Genomic DNA, 17224 nt, shown 5'->3' with positions numbered 1-17224 from the left:
CCCCTGGTCAATGTTCAGTCGGCGCGGGTGGTCAAAGTTCGGTCGGCGCGCACATCGCAGACGGTTTCTTGACACCGGAGAGGCACGTCTTCGGGCCGACGGTGAACGCTTTCCTCCCGCCCGAAAAGGGCGGCGAGGCACGCATCGCCACCGTGGCGCTTTCGGCCCGTGACGCGGACGTGGTCCAGGTGGTCCCGGGCACCCCCTTTGGCATGATGCGGGCGAACGTCGCGGCGTCCTTCCTGGGCCACGGGATCACCCGGAGTGACTCGACGAAACGGGTCCACGCGATCGCCGCGCCGACTCTTGCCATGCTGGCCGTGCTGACGCTGCTCGACGTCGGCGCGCTGTTCTGAACGGAAGGGGCACGCATGCACAGCCACGACCTCGCCGAGTGGCGACACGACCACCGGTTCGACAGCGGCAACGCCGCCGGCGAGCGCAGCACGCGGGTCGTGATGTGGATCACCGCCGGGATGATGGTGGTCGAGGTCGCCGCTGGCTGGTTCTACAACTCGATGGCGCTCATCGCCGACGGCTTGCACATGAGCAGCCATGCGGTGGCCATCGGCCTCAGCGCCTTCGCCTACGCGGCGGCGCGCCGTCATGCCGAGGACCCGCGCTACGCCTTCGGCACCTGGAAGATCGAAGTGCTGGGCGGTTTCGCCAGCGCGATGTTCCTGCTCGGCGTGGTGGCGCTGATGGTCTACGGCTCGATCGAACGCCTCGTCGAGCCGCAGCCGATCCACTACCAGGAGGCGATGCTCATCGCCGTGCTCGGGCTGGTCGTCAACCTCGTGTCGGCGCGCATCCTCGGGGCGGCTCACCACCACGACCACGTTCACGGTCATGGGCATGGCCACCACGGTCGGCCTGAGGGCCACCACGCACATCACGACCTGAACCTCAGGTCGGCTTATCTCCACGTCATCGCCGACGCCGCGACCTCGGTGGCCGCCATCGCCGCGCTGGCCGGCGGCTGGCTGTTCGGCTGGTCGTGGCTGGACCCGGTGATGGGCATCGTCGGCGCCGTCGTCGTGGCCATCTGGGCCAAGGGGCTGATCGTCGACACCAGCAAGGTGCTGCTCGACCGCGAGATGGATCACCCGGTCGTCGACGAGATCCGTGAGGTGATCGCCGAGCGCGGCGCCGCGAGCCAGACCGTCATCACCGACCTGCACGTCTGGCGCGTCGGCAAGGCCAGCTACGCCTGCGCGCTGAGCCTGGTCACGCACGACGGGCGGCTGACGCCCGGGCAGGTGCGCGAGTGGCTGTCGATCCACGAGGAGATCGTGCACTCGACGATCGAGATCGAGCGGTGCCCCCTGGCGTGACGCCGCCACCGGCAGGCGCCGCGGCGGTGCGGGCGCCGGCGCTGCCCCGGGCCATCTGGGTGCTCGGTTTCGTCAGCCTGCTGATGGACATCTCGTCGGAGATGGTGCACAGCCTGCTGCCGCTGTTCCTCGTGGGCTCGCTCGGCGTCAGCGTGATCGTCGTCGGCCTGATCGAGGGCATCGCCGAATCGACGGCGCTGGTCGTCAAGGTGTTCTCCGGCGTGCTGAGCGACCACTTCCGGCGGCGCAAGGGGCTCGCGGTGCTCGGTTATGCGCTGGGCGCGCTGACCAAGCCGGCCTTCGCGCTGGCGCAGGGCGCCGGCCTGGTGGTCGCGGCCCGCTTCGTCGACCGCATCGGCAAGGGCATCCGTGGCGCACCGCGCGACGCGCTGGTCGCCGACCTGGTGCGACCCGAGCAGCGCGGCGCGGCCTACGGGCTGCGGCAGTCGCTCGACACCGTCGGCGCCTTCGTCGGCCCGCTGCTCGCCACCGCGCTGATGCTGCTGTGGGCCGGCGACTTCCGCGCCGTGTTCTGGGTCGCCGTGGTGCCGGGCGTGCTGGCCGTGGGGCTGCTCGTCTTCGGCGTGCGCGAGCCCGCGCCGTCACCGCGCACCGCGGCGGGCAGCCCCATCCGGCGCGAGGCGCTGCGCCGCCTGGGTCGCGCGTACTGGGGCGTCGTGGCCCTCGGTGCCGTCTTCACGCTGGCCCGATTCAGCGAGGCCTTCCTGGTGCTGCGCGCCGAGCAACTGGGCGTGGCGATGTCGCTCGTGCCGCTGGTGATGGTGGCGATGAACGCCGTCTACGCGCTCAGCGCCTACCCGTTCGGCAAGCTGTCGGATGCGACGAGCCACGGCACCCTGCTGGCCTGGGGCCTGGTGGTGCTGATCGCCGCCGACGCCGTGCTGGCCTTTGCCACGGGCTGGCCCGCGCTGCTGCTCGGCGTCGCGCTGTGGGGCCTGCACATGGGCATGACGCAGGGGCTGCTGGCGGCGATGGTGGCCGACACCGCGCCCGACGACCTGCGCGGCACGGCCTTCGGCCTGTTCAACCTGGTCGCCGGCGCGGCGATGCTGCTGGCCAGCGTGATCGCGGGCGTGCTGTGGGAGCGGCTGGGGGCGCAGGCCACCTTTGCGGCGGGCGCCGGCTTTGCCGCCCTCGCGCTGCTGTCACTCGTGGCCCCGCCGATGCGCCGCTGACGGGCGGAACCCCGTCCGGCGCCGCGCCAGGCCTTCGTGCGGCGAGCTCAGTGCCCCCGATCGGCCGTGGCACGATCGACCTGCGCCAGCCGCCCGTCCTCCAGGTGGTAGACGGTGTCGAAGCCCTCGATCATGCGATGGTCGTGCGTGACGGTGATGACAGCCGAGCGCCGCTCGCGCGCGATCTTGCGCAGCAGCGCCATCACCTTGGTGCCGCGCTCGGTGTCCAGCGCCGCGGTGGGTTCGTCGGCGAGGATCAGAGCCGGCTCGTTGGCCAGCGCGCGGCCGATCGCCACGCGCTGCTGCTCGCCGCCGGACAGCCGCGCCGGCAGCGAGTCGGCGCGGTGGCCGATCTCGAGGTAACCCATCAGCTCCCTCGCGCGTCGCGCCGACGCCTTGCGGCCGGCGCCGTTGAGCTGCAGCATCATCGCGACGTTTTCCTGGGCCGTCAGGAACGGGATCAGGTTGTGCTGCTGGAAGATGAAGCCGATCTTGCGCAGCCTGAACGCACGCTCGTCGATGCCGGTGGGCCCGTCGTCGTAGAGCACCTGGCCGTCGATGACGATGCGCCCGGTGGTCGGCGGCTGGATCAGGCTGATGGCCAGCAGCAGCGTGCTCTTGCCCGAGCCGCTGGGGCCGAGCAGCGCCACCAGCTCGCCCGCCTCGACGCTCAGGCTGGTGGGCTTGAGCGCCTGCACGGCCTGCTCGCCCTGGCCGAAGGTCTGCGAGACGTTGTCGATTTGGACGACGGCCACCTCAGCCCCCCAGCGCCAGCTGCGGCGGCGTGCGCAGCGCGTGCCAGATCGCCATGAAGCTGGCCAGCACGCCGCCGGCCAGCATGACCGCGAAGGTGATCGCCGTCTCCTGCGTCGTGAAGGCCAGCGTGCGCGGGAAGCCCGGCGCGATCACACCGCGCAGCGCGTAGGCCAGCGCGAAGCCGCCCAGCGTGAGCAGCAGCGACTGCGTCAGGATCAGCCGCACAATCACGCTGTTGGGCGCGCCGATCAGCTTGAGCGTGGCGATCGAGCGGATCTTCTCGATCGTCAGCACGTAGACGATGAGCGCGATGATCACGATCGACACCAGCACCAGCAGCGTGCGGAACAGGCCGAGCACGGCCGACTGGCGGCTCAGCCGGCCCTCCAGCATCAGGCGGCGCTCCTCCTCGGTGGTGTAGACGTTGAAGTGCAGCCAGTCGCGGATGTGCTGCGCGACGGCCTGCGGGTCCGCGCCCGGTCCGAGCTGCACGAGCACGGTGTTGACGCTCGGCGCGGTGGCCGACAGCAGCGGCAGCAGCCGCGTCGCCTGCTCCTCGCCGTAGCCCGCCTGCTGCAGGCGCTTCAGGCCGGCGGCGCGCGAGGCGGTCAGCGCGCGGTCGTCCTGCTCGTACTGCACCTTCTGCGCGTCGGGCAGGGAGAGATACACGAGCGGGTTGCCTGCCGAGTCGACCGCGCCGGCCGTGACGCCGACCACCGTGTAGACGTCGCCGCCCAGCGGCACGCGGTCGCCCAGGCGCACCCCGAGCTTGCGGTCGGCCACCATCTCGTAGCGAGGCGCCGAGATCGCGCGCCCCTGCACCAGGCGACCCGGGCCGCCGTGGCCGCCGAAGACGTCGTAGCCGATGAGCGTGAACTGCTGGCTGCTGCCGCCCAGCTCGCGCTGCGCGGTGTAGAACACCAGCGGGCTGGCACGCGCGACGCCCGGGGTGGCGGCCACGCTCTTGTGGCTGTCCAGCGGCAGCCGAGACGGCTCGTTGAACGGGCCGCCGCGGCCGCGCTCGACCACCCAGAGGTCGGCGCCGATCTGCTCGATCAGCCAGACGCCGTCGACGATGCTGCCGCGGTAGATGCCGTTCATCACCAGCACGATGGCCAGCAACATCGCCACGCCGGCGATGGTGGCCAGGAACTTGCCGAGATGGCGACGGATGTCCTTGAGGGCCAGCTCCACGGGGAACCTCGCTGCGTGCCGCGGTCAGGGGCGCGCGGCGGCGCGCACGGCCTGGTTGGCCCGCACGCCGGTGCTGTCGGCCACGAGGGTCTGCCCCGCGCTCAGACCCGAGCGCACCAGCACCGCGCGATCGTCGCTGCCGCCGGTCTGCACGGGCTGGAAGCGCGTGCGGCCGTCCTCGACCACGAGCACGCCCTGGCGCCCGCCGACGTCGCGTGTCAGCGCGCTGGCCGGCACGACGAGGCCCGGCTCGCTGCCGGTGTCGATGCCGACCTCGGCCTCCTGGTCGATCGCGAAGTGACGCGGCCACTGGTCGAAGGCCACGAAGACGTCGAGTTCGCGCGTGGCCGCGTCGCTGCGGCGGGCGATGCGCGCGACCTGGCCGCCCACGGTCTCGCCGGTGCGCAGGCGGATGCGCGCCGGCTGGCCGACCCGCACCCGGCCGACCACCGACTCGTCGACCCGCGTGGCCACCCACAGAGTCCTGGGGTCGACGAGACGCAGGATGGGCATGCCCAGCGTCACGGTGCTGCCGGGCTCGACCAGGCGCTCGATCACGAGCCCGTCCACCGGCGACAGCAGCCGTGCGTGCGTGAGGCCCACGTCGGCGGCGCGCGCCTCCTGCCCGAGGGTCACGGCGTCGGCTTCACGTGCGGCCAGCGTGGCCCGCGCGGCGTCGACGCCGGCCTGGGCGGCGCGCAGCGCCGCGTTCGAGGCGTCGACCACGGCCTGCGAGACGAAGCCCTGCGCCAGCAGGTCGGCGTCGCGCCGCTGCTTCGAGCGCGCGAGGTCCAGGTCGGCCTCAGCCTTGGCCAGCGCGGCGCGCGCCGCCTCGGTGTGGCGCGCCAGCGCCTGCTGCTGCCCGCCGACGGCGCCGCGCCGTGCCGCGAGGTCGCGGTCATCCAGCGTGACCAGCAGCTGACCCTGGGCGACGGTGTCGCCGACGTCGGCCAGCACCTGCGTAACGCTGGCGCTCACGCGGGCCGCCAGCGCGACCGTGGTGCGCGCCTGCACCGTGCCCGGGCCGAGCACGCGTGCGGCGATCGCCCCCTGCTGCGCCGTGGTGACCACGACGTCGGTCGCGCGACCGAAGCGCCAGTAGCCCAGCGCCGCGGCGACGGCAGCGAGCACGAACAAGCCGGCGAGGAGGTATCGGCGCTTCGAGGTCTGAGGCATGGGTGCGGGGGCGGGCGAAGACGATGCACGACGTCCGGGCGGGGCGTCCGCAACCCGCATCTTCCCCGACCCGCGGGCGCCGCCGGCGGGGACTTGGTGAGCCTCGATGTCAATGCCGGGCCCGACATGCTGTGTCACTCGCAACCCCTGGCGACGCCGCGCCGCGACGGCCAAGATCCGGGGCGTTCACGGTTGAAAGGCCCCTTTGAACGGCACCTCCGGCGATGTCGACCTTCCGCGACCGGCTCTCGCAGATCGCCATCGACGGGCTTGCCGTCGCGGCCAGCACCCGCGCGCTGGCCGCCTTGCCGGGCACCGTACCGGCGGTCGGCGCCCTGGGCATCCACATCATCGTCGGCGCGCTGGCCGGCGCACCGGTGGTCTCGCGCCTCGCGCTGCACGTGCTCGCCGCCCTGTACCATCGGTGCGTGCTGCGCGACCGCCCGATGGCGCGCGTGGGACTGGGCAGGGCATGACGACCGGTCGGTGTGCCGGGGTGCGGCCGGGCCCCGTGGCATGAGCAACGCGCCCGAACACCTGCTGGTCGTCGACGACGACCGCGAGATCCGCCGGCTGGTCGAGCAGTACCTCGGCCAGGCCGGTTACCGCGTCACGACCGTGGCCGACGGCAAGGCGATGTGGAAGGCGCTCGACGCGCACCGCATCGACCTGGTGGTGCTGGACCTGATGCTGCCGGGCGACGACGGGCTCACGCTGTGCCGCGAACTGCGCAGCCGCTCCGGCCTGCCGGTGCTGATGCTCACCGCGCGCGGCGACGAGGTGGACCGCATCGTCGGCCTCGAGATGGGCGCCGACGACTACCTGGCCAAGCCCTTCAACCCGCGCGAGCTGCTGGCGCGCATCCGCAGCATCCTGCGCCGCGCGAAGGCGTTGCCGCCCAACCTGGTGCCCGAGGACGTCGGTTGCTTCCGCTTCGCCGGCTGGGCGCTCGACGTGGCCACGCGCAACGCGACCGCGCCCGATGGCGTCGTCGTGCCGCTGTCCGGCGCCGAGTTCCGGCTGCTGCGCGTGCTGCTGGAGCATCCGAACCGGGTGCTGTCGCGCGACCAACTGCTCGAGCTGGCCAGCGGCCGCGAGACGGTGTTGTTCGACCGCAGCGTCGACGTGCTCGTCGGGCGCCTGCGCAAGCGGCTGCGCGACGACGGCAAGGACCCCGCGCTGATCAAGACCGTGCGCGGAGAGGGTTACGTGCTGGCCGCCGAGGTGGACGCCGCGTGAGGGGCTGGCTGCCGCGCACGCTGTTTGCGCGCATGGTGCTGCTGATGACCGTCGGGCTGGTGCTGGCCCAGGCGGCCGGCGCGGTGATCTTCGTCGTCGAGCGGCAGCGTTCGCTCGGCCGCACGCTCACCCACGAGGTCGTGCAGCGCATCACCGCGCTGCATCGCACGCTGGACGGCCTGAGCGGCGCGCAGCAGGTGGCGACGGCGGCGTCGCTGTCGACGCCGCGGCTGCGGCTCGCGATCGAGGACACCGCGCCGCCGGCCGACGACCCGCCCGCGCCCGCGGCATGGTTCACGCTCGGCGAGGACCTGACGGCGCAACTGCGCGAGGCGCTCGGCGACACGACACCGCTGCGCACCCCGGCGCTGCCGCGGCTGGGAGACTTCGCGTTCGACGTGCGTGTGCAGCTCGCGTCGGGGCGCTGGCTCGCGGTGCGCGGCAGCGCACCGACGGAGGTCTTCGCCTGGCCCTGGCAGCTGGGGCTCAACCTGGCGCTGCTGCTGCTGACCGTGGTGGCACTGGTGGCCGTGGCGGCGCGCGGCGTGACGCGGCCACTGGTCGAGCTGGCGGGCGCGGCGCGCCGCCTGGCCGGCGACCTGCGTCAGCCGCCGCTGCCCGAGCGCGGCCCGAGCGAGACGCGCGAGGCAGCCCGCGCCTTCAACGCGATGCAGGCACGCATACGCGCCGGCATCGAGGAGCGCGAGCGCTTCCTGGCCGCGGTGTCGCACGACCTGAAGACGCCGGTGACGCGGCTGCGCCTGCGCTCCGAGATGCTGGCCGACACCGAGCTGCGCGAACGCTACATCGCCGACCTCGACGAGATGCAGCACCTGCTCGAGGGCGCGCTGGACTACCTGCGCGGCAAGGCGGTGGACGAGCCGGTGCAGGTGGTCGACATCGTGGCGCTGGTCGAGAGCCTGGTCGACGACTACGCGGGCCTGGGCGAGGTGACGCTGCACGCGCCCGCTGCGCTGCAGTGCCCGGCGCGGCCGCGGGCGCTGCGACGGGCGCTGATGAACCTCGTCGACAACGCGCTGAAGTACGGCCGGCTCGCCGAGGTGACGCTGCGTGGGCGGGCCGGTGCGATCGAGGTCGCGGTCGACGACGCCGGGCCGGGCGTGGACGACGCCGACCTCGAGCGCGTCTTCGAGCCCTTCCACCGGCTGGAGGGCTCGCGCAGCCGGGACACCGGCGGCAGCGGCCTGGGCCTGGCGATCGCGCGCCAGATCGCACGCGCCCATGGCGGGGACGTCAAGCTGGCCCATCGGCCCGAAGGCGGCCTGCGTGCCGTGCTGACGCTGCCCACGTCCGCGCCCGCCGCGTGAAGTCGGGCAGCGTTCCCGGCCTCCAGCAGGGGCGACCCACCAGAGCGCCCGCGGCACTCCCGCGACCGGGCAACCCGCGCGGTGGATCGTCGACACCGGCGACCAGGACCCGCCGACGCGCGCAGTCGCGGTCCGCGGTGAAACCCGGGTCGTCGAAGGTGCAGGCCAGCGCGATCTCGGACCGGCGCACGGAGCAGGCTGTCGTCGGCGACCGGTTCGCCCTGTGGCGCCGTTGGCTGCGTCGATGGCGTGGGACGCCGCTGCGGCGGCGCTCGGCGCACGCGGCAGCCAGCCCGGCGCCGAAGACCTCGTCGGGCTCGGGGGCTTGACCTTCCAACAATGGGAAGCCTCAGATTCGCATCGTTCCGACACTGGAGGAGTGCTCATGAGCCGCGCGATGAACATCGGCGAGGCCGCCGAAGCGGCCGGCGTCTCGACGAAGATGATCCGCCACTACGAGCAGATCGGCCTCGTGCCGGCCGCGGCGCGCACCGACTCGGGGTATCGCCAGTACACCGAGCGCGACGTCTCGGTGCTGCGCTTCATCCGCCAGTCGCGCCGGCTGGGCTTCTCGATCGAGCAGATTGCGGACCTGCTCGGCCTGTGGAGCGATGCGCGCCGGGCCAGCCGCAGCGTCAAGGCCGTCGCGCAACGGCACGTGGCCGAACTCGAGCAGAAGATGCGCGAGATGGCGCAGATGAAGCAGGCGCTCGAGCGCCTCGTGGCCGCGTGCCACGGCGACGATGACCCGCACTGCACCATCCTCGCGGAGCTCGCCGCGCAGAGCCCGGCGGCTCCGGCACCGGGGTCGATCGAACCTGGTGCACTGCGCAGGTCGGCATCGGCGCGCAAGCCGGCGGCCGCGAAGTCGCGATCACCTGCGGCACCGGCGCCGACGGCGGGCCACGCCGGCCTGACGGCCTGGGCCCGGCAGCTGCACCATCGACACGGCGGGCACTGAGCCCGCCCAGTCCCGTCCCGCCTGCCGGGCGGGGCACGATGCCTGCCGCGCCGCTGCCCGGCCCCGGGCTGCACAGCGGCTCGGCCTCAACCGCAATGTCCGCAGCAGGCGCCGCCCTGGGCCGCAGGCTCGACCGTCGCCGCCGCGGCCCGAACCGGGGTGTAGCCCGCCTCGGCGATGGCGTCGTGCAGGTCCTGCGCGTCGGCTTCGGCCGCCTCGACCGTCACGAGGTGCTTCGCGAGGTCGATCGTGACCTTGGCGCCCGGGTCGGCGGACCTCAGCGCTTTCGTGATCGTGCCGACGCAGTGGCCGCAGGTCATGTCGTTGACTTCGAAGGCAATCATGGAGCTCTCCTTGCGAGCGGGTGGATGAGAGGTGACGACTCTGGGCCTTGTCATCGAGGGAAGGTCAAGCGGTGCCGGGCGCCGACCGTGCCGGCGTCCGGGAGACTCGGCGCAGGGTCTTGACCTTCCGATCATGGCAAGCTTGAAGCTGGCGGCACGTCGAACCCATCCCGTCCGGAGACTCCCGCCATGACTGCCGTCGCTGCCCTGAACCTGCCCGAGGAATTCAAGCTGCCCATCGTGGGCATGACCTGCGCCTCGTGCGTGCTGCGTGTCGAGAAGGCGCTCAAGGCGCTTCCGGGCGTGCAGAGCGTGGCGGTCAACCTGGCCACCGAGGACGCCACGGTCCGGGCCACCGGCGTGGTGGCGGCCGACGCGCTGGCCGCCGCAGTGCGCAAGGCCGGCTACGAAGTGCCGACGCGCCGCGTCGAGCTGCAGGTCGAGGGCATGACCTGCGCCTCCTGCGTCACGCGCGTCGAGAAGGCGCTGCTCAAGGTCCCGGGCGTGTCGGCCGCGTCGGCGAACCTGGCCACCGAGAAGGCGAGCGTCGAAACGCTGGGCAACGTGTCGTTCGCGACGCTCGCTGCGGCGGTCGACAAGGCCGGCTACGCGGCCAGGCCGGTGGAAGACGCTGCGCCGCCTGCACCCACCCGCCGCCTGCCCGAGTGGTGGCCGGTGGCGGCGGCCTCGGTGCTGACCCTGCCGCTGGTGCTGCCGATGCTGCTGCAGTTGTTCGGCATCCACTGGATGCCCGGCGGCTGGGTGCAGCTCGCGCTGGCCACGCCGGTGCAGTTCTGGCTCGGCGCGCGCTTCTACCGCGCCGGCTGGAAGGCGGTGAAGGCCCGCGCCGGCAACATGGACCTGCTGGTGGCCCTGGGCACCAGCGCGGCCTGGGGCCTGTCGGTGTACCTGCTGTGGAAGCACGCCGACCATGGCACGCCGCACCTGTACTTCGAGGCCTCGGCCGCGGTCATCACGCTGGTGCTGCTGGGCAAGTGGCTCGAGGCGCGCGCCAAGCGGCAGACGGCCGACGCGATCCGCGCGCTCAACGCGCTGCGCCCGACGCTCGCGCGCGTGCTGGTCGACGGCACCGAGGTGTCGACGCCCGTGGAGCAGGTGGCGGTGGGCGACATGGTGGTGATCCGCCCCGGGGAACGCGTGCCGGTCGATGGCCGGATCGTCGACGGCCGCAGCCATGTCGACGAGTCGCTGATCACCGGCGAGAGCCTGCCGGTGGCCAAGGCGATCGGCGACACCGTCACCGGCGGCTCGGTCAACGCAGAAGGCGTACTGCAGGTGCGCACCGGCGCGATCGGCGCCGAGACCACGCTCGCGCGCATCATCCGCCTGGTCGAGTCGGCGCAGGCCGCCAAGGCGCCGATCCAGCGCGTCGTCGACCGCGTCAGCGCGGTCTTCGTGCCCGTGGTGCTGGGCATCGCGGTGCTGACGTTCGCCGGCTGGCTGGCGTCGACTGGCGACTGGGAACAGGCTCTGCTCAGCGCCGTGGCCGTGCTCGTGATCGCCTGCCCCTGTGCGCTGGGGCTGGCCACGCCGACGGCGATCATGGCCGGCACCGGCGTGGCCGCGCGCCGCGGCATCCTGATCAAGGACGCCGAGGCGCTGGAGGTGGCGCACTCGGTGACCACGGTGGCCTTCGACAAGACCGGCACGCTGACCGAGGGCAAGCCGTCGCTCGTCGCGGTCGAGGCGGCCACGACGGTCGACGCGGGGCAGGTGCTGCAACTCGCCGCGGCGCTGCAGCGCACCAGCGACCATCCGCTGGCCCATGCGGTGATGGACAGGGCCAAGGCCGATGGCGTCGCCGTGCCGACGGCGCGCGACGCCCGCGCGCTGCCGGGCCGCGGCGTCGAGGCGGTGGTCGACGGCCGGCGCCTGCTGCTGGGCAGCACGCGGCTGATGAACGAGTCGGGTGCGCAGCCGGGCCTGCTGATGATGTCGGCGCAGCGCCTGGAAGGCGAGGGCCGCAGCATCGCTTGGTTGCTGACGCCGGCCGACGGCCCGGGTGAGCGTGCCCGTGTGCTCGGCCTGCTGGCCTTCGGCGACACCGTCAAGCCGGCGTCGCCCGCTGCCGTGGCGCGGCTGCGCGCGCTGGGCATCCGCACCCTGATGCTGACCGGCGACAATCACGGCAGCGCCCAGGCGGTGGCGCGCGAACTCGGCGTCGACGAGGTCCGCGCCGAACTGCTGCCGGGCGACAAGGCGGACATCGTGAAGCAGCGGCGCGAGCAGGGCCAGGTCGTCGCGATGGTCGGCGACGGCCTGAACGACGCGCCGTCGCTGGTGGCCGCCGACGTGGGGTTGTCGATGTCCACCGGCACCGACGTCGCGATGCAGGCCGCCGGCATCACGCTGATGCGCGGCGACCCACGCCTGGTGGCCGATGCCTTCGACGTCTCGCGCCGCACTTACTCGAAGATCAAGCAGGGGCTGTTCTGGGCCTTCGCATACAACGTGCTGGGCATCCCGCTGGCGGCCTTCGGCCTGCTGAACCCGGTGATCGCCGGCGCAGCGATGGCCTTCAGCAGCGTGAGCGTCGTCGCCAATGCCTTGACGCTGCGGCGCTGGCGCGGGGCGGCGACGCAATGAGCGGACTCTCGACCACGGAGCACGGGCACCATGGGCATGAACATCGGCCAGGCCGCAGCCGCCACGGGCGTGTCGGCCAAGATGATCCGCCACTACGAGCGCGTCGGACTCGTGCCGGCGGCCAGCCGCACGGAGGCGGGCTACCGGCAATACACCGAGCGCGACCTGAACACGCTGCGGTTCATCCGCCACTCGCGGGACCTCGGGTTCTCGCTCGAGCAGATTCGCGAACTGCTGGACCTCTGGCAGAACCGCAGTCGGTCCAGCCGGCAGGTCAGGGCGCTGGCCGAGGCCCACATCGCGCAGATCGACCAGAAGCTGTCCGATCTGCAGGGGGTCCGCGCCACGCTGGCGCACCTGGTGCACTGCTGCCACGGCGACGACCGGCCCGACTGCCCGATCATCGACAGGCTTGAGGGGTCTCGCTCGTTGCGCACCGAGTCGGTCGCCGTCGCTGCGCCTGCGACTGGCGGCATGCCCGGCTCTGCGGCGGCTGCCCGGACAGCGGGCCGAGCGGCACGGCGCTGAGGCCTGCGCAATGTCAAGGCCGCTCCGCTAGACTGTCGGCATGAGCCGTGTCGTTCGCGCACTTCTTGTCTGGGTCATGGTGATCGCCATGCCCGTGCAGGGCATGGCCGCGTCCGTGATGCTGTTCTGCGGGCCGAGCCACGAGCGCATGACACAGGCCCGCGTCGTCGATGCTTCCGCTTCGCGGGCGGACGCGGCGGGCGACGCAGGGCACGACCACGCTGCCACCGGCCACGCTGCGCATCGACACGCGGCGCCCGACCATGCGGCGCCCTTCGTGATGGCGAACGCTGCGGCGGACACCGGGGCCGAGACGGCGGCAGAAGGCGCAGGTGGCCTTGTGGCGCCGCACGGCACGATCAGCTGCAGCGCATGTGCTGCCTGCTGCTCCGCGCTGGCGTTGCCCGCCACCTTCTCGCTCGCCGACGCCACGAGCCCGGTGCGCTCGTTCCGGGCTCCTCCTTCGGTACCGGTCGCTTCGCACCCGCCCGACAGACTCGACCGTCCCCCTCGAGCCCTCCTGGCCTGACGCGGCGCAACGCCCTGGGGTCACGCGGTTGCTCGAGAGGCCCGCGCAGCCGTCGACCTGACGGTTGTTCCGACGGTCCACTGGCCCGATCCCGTCTTCTCCCCACCGGCAGATCGCGCCGAGTCCGAGCCTGCGTGCCCCGGCCGCAGGACCGTTCGTCGAGTTTCCGCGAGGTGCCCATGGTCTTTACTCAGTTTCGGCTCGGCTGGCTCCGAGGCGTCCCCGTCGTGGCGCTGCTGGCGACGGCGTCGATCACCCATGCCCAGGGCAGTCCCGGGAGCACCGAACGCGCCGACCCGCTCGACGCGCAGGCCCGCGTGCCTGCCGTCACCTACTCCTCGTCTCTGGCCGGCTACCGCCGGCTGGGTGACGACAAGCGCATCGACTGGAAGCGGGCCAACGAGACGGTGAACCGCATCGGTGGCTGGCGGGCCTATTCCCGCGAAGCGCTGCAGCCCGACCCTGCAGCCTCCACACCGGCCGGCCGAACCACACCGGCGCCCGGCGGCCACGAGATGCATTGAGAGGACCACGATGACCCGACAGCACCAGACTGGTCGCTCCTCCGCACAGTCGTCACCGGCCCGGCTCTGCGGGCTGGCGGCCCTCGTCGTCTCGTTGACCGGATGTGCGTCCTTCAGCCCCGACGGCGGATTCGGCGCGGTCGAGAAGCTCACGGCCGAGCGTCTGGGCTCCCCGGCCCAGCTCGCGTGGGCCCGCCAGCCCGAGGACCTGGACCGCATCGACCGGCGCGTGGGCGAACTGCTGGCCCGGCCGCTGGGCATGGACGACGCGGTGCAGGTCGCGCTGCTGAACAACCGCGGTCTGCAGGCCGCCTATGCCGAGCTGGGCATCACCGAGGCCGAGGTCGTTCAGGCGGGTCGCCTGCCCAACCCGGGATTCAGCTTCGGCCGCATGACGAAGGGCGACGAGGTCGAGCTCGAACGCGGCCTGCACGTCAATCTGGCGCGCCTGATCGCGATGCCGCTGGTGCAGCGCGTCGAGGCGCGCCGCCTCGAACAAGTGCGCACGACGGTGGCGATGCAGGTGCTGTCGCTGGCCGCCGACACGCGCAAGGCCTGGGTGCAGGCCGTCGCCGCCGAGGAGTCGGTGCGCTACAGCCGCCAGGTGATGCAGGCCGCCGAGGCCGGCGCCGAGCTGGCGCGGCGCATGGCGCAGGTGGGCAACTTCAACAGGCTGCAGCAGGCGCGCGAGCAGGGCTTCTACGCCGACGCGGCGCTGAACCTGGCGCGCGCCGAGCAGCAACGGCGGACCGCCCGCGAACGGCTGACGCGCCTGATGGGCCTGTGGGGCGAGCAGACCGCGTTCCAGCTGCCCGAACGCCTTCCGGACCTGCCCGCGCAACCGCGCGACCTGCCCGAGGTCGAGCGCACCGCGCTGGCCCAGCGACTCGACGTGGCGGCGGCCCGCAGCGGCGCCGAGGCGACGGCGCGCAACCTGGGCCTGACGCGCACGACGCGCTTCGTCAACGTGCTCGAGCTCGGGCTGGTGCGCAACAGCTCGAACGAGGCGCCGACGCAGAAGGGCTGGGAAATCGGCTTCGAGCTGCCGCTGTTCGACTGGGGTGGTGCGCGCGTGGCGCGCGCCGAGGCCGTCTACATGCAGGCGCTGCACCGCGCGGCCGAGACCGCCATCAATGCCCGCTCCGAGGTGCGCGAAGCCTACGGCGCCTACCGCTCGGCGTGGGACATCGCGAAGCACCAGCGCGACGAGATCGTGCCGCTGAAGGCGCGCATCGCCGAGGAGAACCTGCTGCGCTACAACGGCATGCTGATCGGCGTGTTCGAGCTGCTGGCCGATGCACGCTCGCAGATCGCCAGCGTCAACGGCGCCATCGACGCGCTGCGCGACTACTGGATCGCACAGGCCGACCTCGACATGGCACTGGTGGGCAAGCTGAGCCTGAGCGCCGCCGCGGCCCCCGTGATGGGCGCTGCCGCCGCGGGCGGGGACCCCAGCCACTGACGCGCCCGCATTCCTGAGCGCAACGACACGAAGTCAAGAGGCATTCAAACCATGTTCTCCCGAAGAAGCTTCATCGGCGGTGCCGGCGTGGCCGCGGCCGCCGTCACGGCCACCGCGGTCGGCAAGGTGGCCATGGCCGCGCTGCCCGAGCCCGTCGTCCAGACCAAGCCCGACACCATGCCGCCGCTGGTGCCGAGTACCGGGCGGCCCTACAACCCGGTGGTCACGCTCAACGGCTGGACCTTGCCCTGGCGCATGAACAACGGCGTCAAGGAGTTCCACCTCGTCGCCGAGCCCGTGGTGCGCGAGATGGCGCCCGGCTTCAAGGCCCACCTGTGGGGCTACAACGGCCAGAGCCCCGGCCCGACCATCGAGGTGGTGGAGGGCGACCGGGTGCGCCTGTTCGTCACCAACAAGCTCGGCGAGCTGACCAGCATCCACTGGCACGGCCAGCGCCTGCCCAACGGCATGGACGGCGTGACGGGCCTCAACCAGCCCGGCATCCCGCCGGGCAAGACCTACGTCTACGAGTTCGTCGCGCGCCGCCCCGGCACCTTCATGTACCACCCGCACGCCGACGAGATGGTGCAGATGGCGATGGGCATGATGGGCTTCTGGGTCACGCACCCGAAGGGAAGGCACCCGCTCATCGACGACGTCGACCGCGACTTCTGCTTCCTGCTCAACGCCTACGACATCGATCCCGGCAGCGCGACGCCGAAGATCATGACGATGCTCGACTTCAACCTGTGGAGCTGGAACTCGCGCATCTTCCCGGGGATCGATCCGCTCGTCGTGCGCCACATGGACAAGGTGCGCATCCGCATCGGCAACCTGACGATGACCAACCACCCGATCCACCTGCACGGCCACGAGTTCCTCGTCACCGGCACCGACGGCGGCCCGACGCCGAAGTCCACCCGGCTCTACGAGGTGACGACCGACGTCGCGGTGGGCCAGATGCGGCAGATCGAGTTCCTGGCCGACGAGGAGGGCGACTGGGCCTTCCACTGCCACAAGAGCCACCACACGATGAACGCGATGGGCCACGACGTGCCGACGATGATCGGCGTCGACCATTCCGGGGTCGTGCGCCAGATCACCAAACTGATTCCGGATTACATGGTGATGGGCGAGCGCGGGATGAAGGACATGACCGAGATGGAGATGCCGCTGCCCGACAACACGGCGCCGATGATGGCCGGCGAGGGCCCGTTCGGCGCCGTCGGCATGGGCGGCATGTTCAGCGTCGTCAAGGTCCGCAAGGACCAGAAGCGCGGCGACTACGGCGACCCCGGCTGGTACGCGCATCCGCCCGGCACCGTGGCCTACGAGTTCACCGGCAGCCTGCCCGAGCCGTCACGTTTCGAGTCCGAAGGACCCGGCTCGATGCCGCTCGCCGCGCGGCCGGCGCAGGACGTCGAAGTCCGCGTGCGCAAGCCCATCGGCGGGCACGGCCGCCATTGAGCACCGTCCCTCCGACTCCCGTCAACGCAACCACCCGAAAGGACATCCTCATGCAGCCCAGCAGGCGCCACGCCATCCTCGCCGCCGCCCTGTTCGGCCTCGCGGGCCAGGCCCGCTCGCACGGCGACAAGGCCCATGCGAAGAAGGCCGGGCCGGTCGTCAAGGAACAGATGGACTGGGGCATCGCCGGCGACGCGAAGGCGGCGAAGCGGACCATCGAGGTGCGCATGCTCGACTCGATGCGCTTCGACCCCGACCGCATCGACGTGCGCCTCGGCGAGACGGTGCGCTTCGTGCATCGCAATGCCGGCAAGGTCATGCACGAGTTCGTGATCGGCACCAGGGAAGAGAACGCGAAGCACGCCGAGCTGATGAAGAAGTTCCCCGACATGGAGCACGACGAGCCCTACATGGCCCATGTGCCACCGGGGAAGACCGGCGAGATCGTCTGGACCTTCAACCGCGCCGGTCGCTTCGAGTTCGCCTGCCTGATCGCCGGCCACTACGAGGCCGGCATGGTCGGCACGATCAACGTCAACCCAAGTTGACCGTCGCATGACCACGGTTCGTCTTCCCCCT

General features: G+C 72.1%; 18 protein-coding genes. 14 read left to right on the top strand and 4 right to left on the bottom strand.

The genetic code is table 11. The features are described from left to right. From PKC53_RS09720 to PKC53_RS09710, 3 genes are all read left to right on the top strand, one after another. Positions 1 to 356, top strand: a 356-nt coding sequence (locus PKC53_RS09720) for a TMEM165/GDT1 family protein (RefSeq protein ID WP_324428278.1), incomplete at its 5' end; no start/stop codon positions are given. 15 nt (positions 357 to 371) lie between these two features. After that, positions 372 to 1334: a CDF family Co(II)/Ni(II) efflux transporter DmeF gene (gene dmeF, locus PKC53_RS09715; protein WP_324428277.1), complete on the top strand. Its 963-nt coding sequence runs from the start codon at positions 372 to 374 to the stop codon at positions 1332 to 1334. Positions 1335 to 1360: 26 nt separating this feature from the next. Next, entirely contained in the window at positions 1361 to 2530 is a 1170-nt protein-coding gene (locus PKC53_RS09710; protein WP_324428281.1) for an MFS transporter, read from the top strand. 47 nt (positions 2531 to 2577) lie between these two features. On the opposite strand, the gene PKC53_RS09705 is transcribed toward PKC53_RS09710, so the two are convergent. From PKC53_RS09705 to PKC53_RS09695, 3 genes are read right to left on the bottom strand one after another with little or no spacing between them, the layout of a single operon-like run. Next, a complete protein-coding gene (locus PKC53_RS09705) occupies positions 2578 to 3285 on the bottom strand; it encodes an ABC transporter ATP-binding protein (protein ID WP_324428276.1) in 708 nt (235 codons plus the stop codon). Position 3286: 1 nt separating this feature from the next. Beyond that, entirely contained in the window at positions 3287 to 4480 is a 1194-nt protein-coding gene (locus PKC53_RS09700) for an ABC transporter permease (RefSeq protein ID WP_324428275.1), read from the bottom strand. Positions 4481 to 4504: 24 nt separating this feature from the next. After that, positions 4505 to 5656 carry an efflux RND transporter periplasmic adaptor subunit gene (locus PKC53_RS09695; RefSeq protein WP_324428274.1) on the bottom strand — a complete coding sequence of 384 codons (1152 nt, stop codon included), beginning with the start codon at positions 5654 to 5656 and terminating at the stop codon, positions 4505 to 4507. Between the two features lie 224 nt (positions 5657 to 5880). On the opposite strand from PKC53_RS09695, the gene PKC53_RS09690 reads away from it, so the two are divergent. The 4 genes from PKC53_RS09690 (at position 5881) to cueR (PKC53_RS09675) (ending at position 9184) form a co-directional block, all read left to right on the top strand. Beyond that, positions 5881 to 6132: a hypothetical protein gene (locus PKC53_RS09690; protein ID WP_324428273.1), complete on the top strand. Its 252-nt coding sequence runs from the start codon at positions 5881 to 5883 to the stop codon at positions 6130 to 6132. 40 nt (positions 6133 to 6172) lie between these two features. Further along, positions 6173 to 6895 (top strand): response regulator, encoded by a 723-nt coding sequence (locus PKC53_RS09685; RefSeq protein ID WP_324428272.1) that lies wholly within the window; start codon positions 6173 to 6175, stop codon positions 6893 to 6895. Beyond that, entirely contained in the window at positions 6892 to 8223 is a 1332-nt protein-coding gene (locus PKC53_RS09680) for an ATP-binding protein (protein WP_324428271.1), read from the top strand. Before PKC53_RS09685 ends, PKC53_RS09680 begins: the two co-directional genes overlap by 4 nt. Before the next feature lie 385 nt (positions 8224 to 8608). Beyond that, positions 8609 to 9184, top strand: a complete 576-nt coding sequence (gene cueR, locus PKC53_RS09675; protein ID WP_324428270.1) for a Cu(I)-responsive transcriptional regulator — start codon at positions 8609 to 8611, stop codon at positions 9182 to 9184. Positions 9185 to 9270: 86 nt separating this feature from the next. Here cueR (PKC53_RS09675) and PKC53_RS09670 read toward each other — a convergent pair whose 3' ends face one another. After that, a complete protein-coding gene (locus PKC53_RS09670) occupies positions 9271 to 9528 on the bottom strand; it encodes a heavy-metal-associated domain-containing protein (protein WP_324428269.1) in 258 nt (85 codons plus the stop codon). 189 nt (positions 9529 to 9717) lie between these two features. Here PKC53_RS09670 and PKC53_RS09665 point away from each other — a divergent pair, with 189 nt between their 5' ends. The 7 genes from PKC53_RS09665 to PKC53_RS09635 all read left to right on the top strand — a co-directional run bounded on the left by PKC53_RS09665 (position 9718) and on the right by PKC53_RS09635 (position 17193). Beyond that, positions 9718 to 12135 carry a heavy metal translocating P-type ATPase gene (locus tag PKC53_RS09665; RefSeq protein WP_324428268.1) on the top strand — a complete coding sequence of 806 codons (2418 nt, stop codon included), beginning with the start codon at positions 9718 to 9720 and terminating at the stop codon, positions 12133 to 12135. 30 nt (positions 12136 to 12165) lie between these two features. Next, the gene (cueR, locus tag PKC53_RS09660; protein WP_324428267.1) at positions 12166 to 12663 is read left to right on the top strand and encodes a Cu(I)-responsive transcriptional regulator; all 498 of its coding nucleotides are present in this window, start codon (positions 12166 to 12168) and stop codon (positions 12661 to 12663) included. A 40-nt stretch (positions 12664 to 12703) separates the two neighbouring features. Then, complete coding sequence (locus PKC53_RS09655; RefSeq protein WP_324428266.1) at positions 12704 to 13192, top strand: hypothetical protein; 489 nt, start codon at positions 12704 to 12706, stop codon at positions 13190 to 13192. A gap of 227 nt (positions 13193 to 13419) precedes the next feature. Next, a complete protein-coding gene (locus PKC53_RS09650; RefSeq protein WP_324428265.1) occupies positions 13420 to 13716 on the top strand; it encodes a hypothetical protein in 297 nt (98 codons plus the stop codon). A 94-nt stretch (positions 13717 to 13810) separates the two neighbouring features. After that, positions 13811 to 15178 (top strand): TolC family protein, encoded by a 1368-nt coding sequence (locus PKC53_RS09645; protein ID WP_324428264.1) that lies wholly within the window; start codon positions 13811 to 13813, stop codon positions 15176 to 15178. A 51-nt stretch (positions 15179 to 15229) separates the two neighbouring features. Then, a complete protein-coding gene (locus tag PKC53_RS09640) occupies positions 15230 to 16645 on the top strand; it encodes a copper oxidase (RefSeq protein WP_324428263.1) in 1416 nt (471 codons plus the stop codon). Positions 16646 to 16695: 50 nt separating this feature from the next. Next, entirely contained in the window at positions 16696 to 17193 is a 498-nt protein-coding gene (locus PKC53_RS09635; RefSeq protein WP_324428262.1) for a cupredoxin family protein, read from the top strand. Positions 17194 to 17224 lie beyond the last annotated feature (31 nt).

The sequence above is a fragment of the Azohydromonas sp. genome, from assembly GCF_035325925.1.
In the GTDB taxonomy this organism is placed as follows: Bacteria; Pseudomonadota; Gammaproteobacteria; order Burkholderiales; family Burkholderiaceae_C; genus Calidifontimicrobium.
The sequence above is the reverse complement of the archived record's forward strand: the minus strand, read 5'-3'. Positions and strand labels throughout refer to the sequence as shown.

Bases quoted from the DNA above. Each gene is read 5' to 3' on its own strand.
- cueR (WP_324428270.1), top strand. From the start codon at position 8,609: ATGAGCCGCGCGATGAACATCGGCGAGGCCGCCGAAGCGGCCGGCGTC.
- PKC53_RS09665 (WP_324428268.1), top strand. From the start codon at position 9,718: ATGACTGCCGTCGCTGCCCTGAACCTGCCCGAGGAATTCAAGCTGCCC.
- dmeF (WP_324428277.1), top strand. From the start codon at position 372: ATGCACAGCCACGACCTCGCCGAGTGGCGACACGACCACCGGTTCGAC.
- PKC53_RS09655 (WP_324428266.1), top strand. From the start codon at position 12,704: ATGAGCCGTGTCGTTCGCGCACTTCTTGTCTGGGTCATGGTGATCGCC.
- PKC53_RS09640 (WP_324428263.1), top strand. From the start codon at position 15,230: ATGTTCTCCCGAAGAAGCTTCATCGGCGGTGCCGGCGTGGCCGCGGCC.
- PKC53_RS09685 (WP_324428272.1), top strand. From the start codon at position 6,173: ATGAGCAACGCGCCCGAACACCTGCTGGTCGTCGACGACGACCGCGAG.
- PKC53_RS09670 (WP_324428269.1), bottom strand. From the start codon at position 9,528: ATGATTGCCTTCGAAGTCAACGACATGACCTGCGGCCACTGCGTCGGC.
- PKC53_RS09635 (WP_324428262.1), top strand. From the start codon at position 16,696: ATGCAGCCCAGCAGGCGCCACGCCATCCTCGCCGCCGCCCTGTTCGGC.
- PKC53_RS09690 (WP_324428273.1), top strand. From the start codon at position 5,881: ATGTCGACCTTCCGCGACCGGCTCTCGCAGATCGCCATCGACGGGCTT.
- cueR (WP_324428267.1), top strand. From the start codon at position 12,166: ATGGGCATGAACATCGGCCAGGCCGCAGCCGCCACGGGCGTGTCGGCC.
- PKC53_RS09695 (WP_324428274.1), bottom strand. From the start codon at position 5,656: ATGCCTCAGACCTCGAAGCGCCGATACCTCCTCGCCGGCTTGTTCGTG.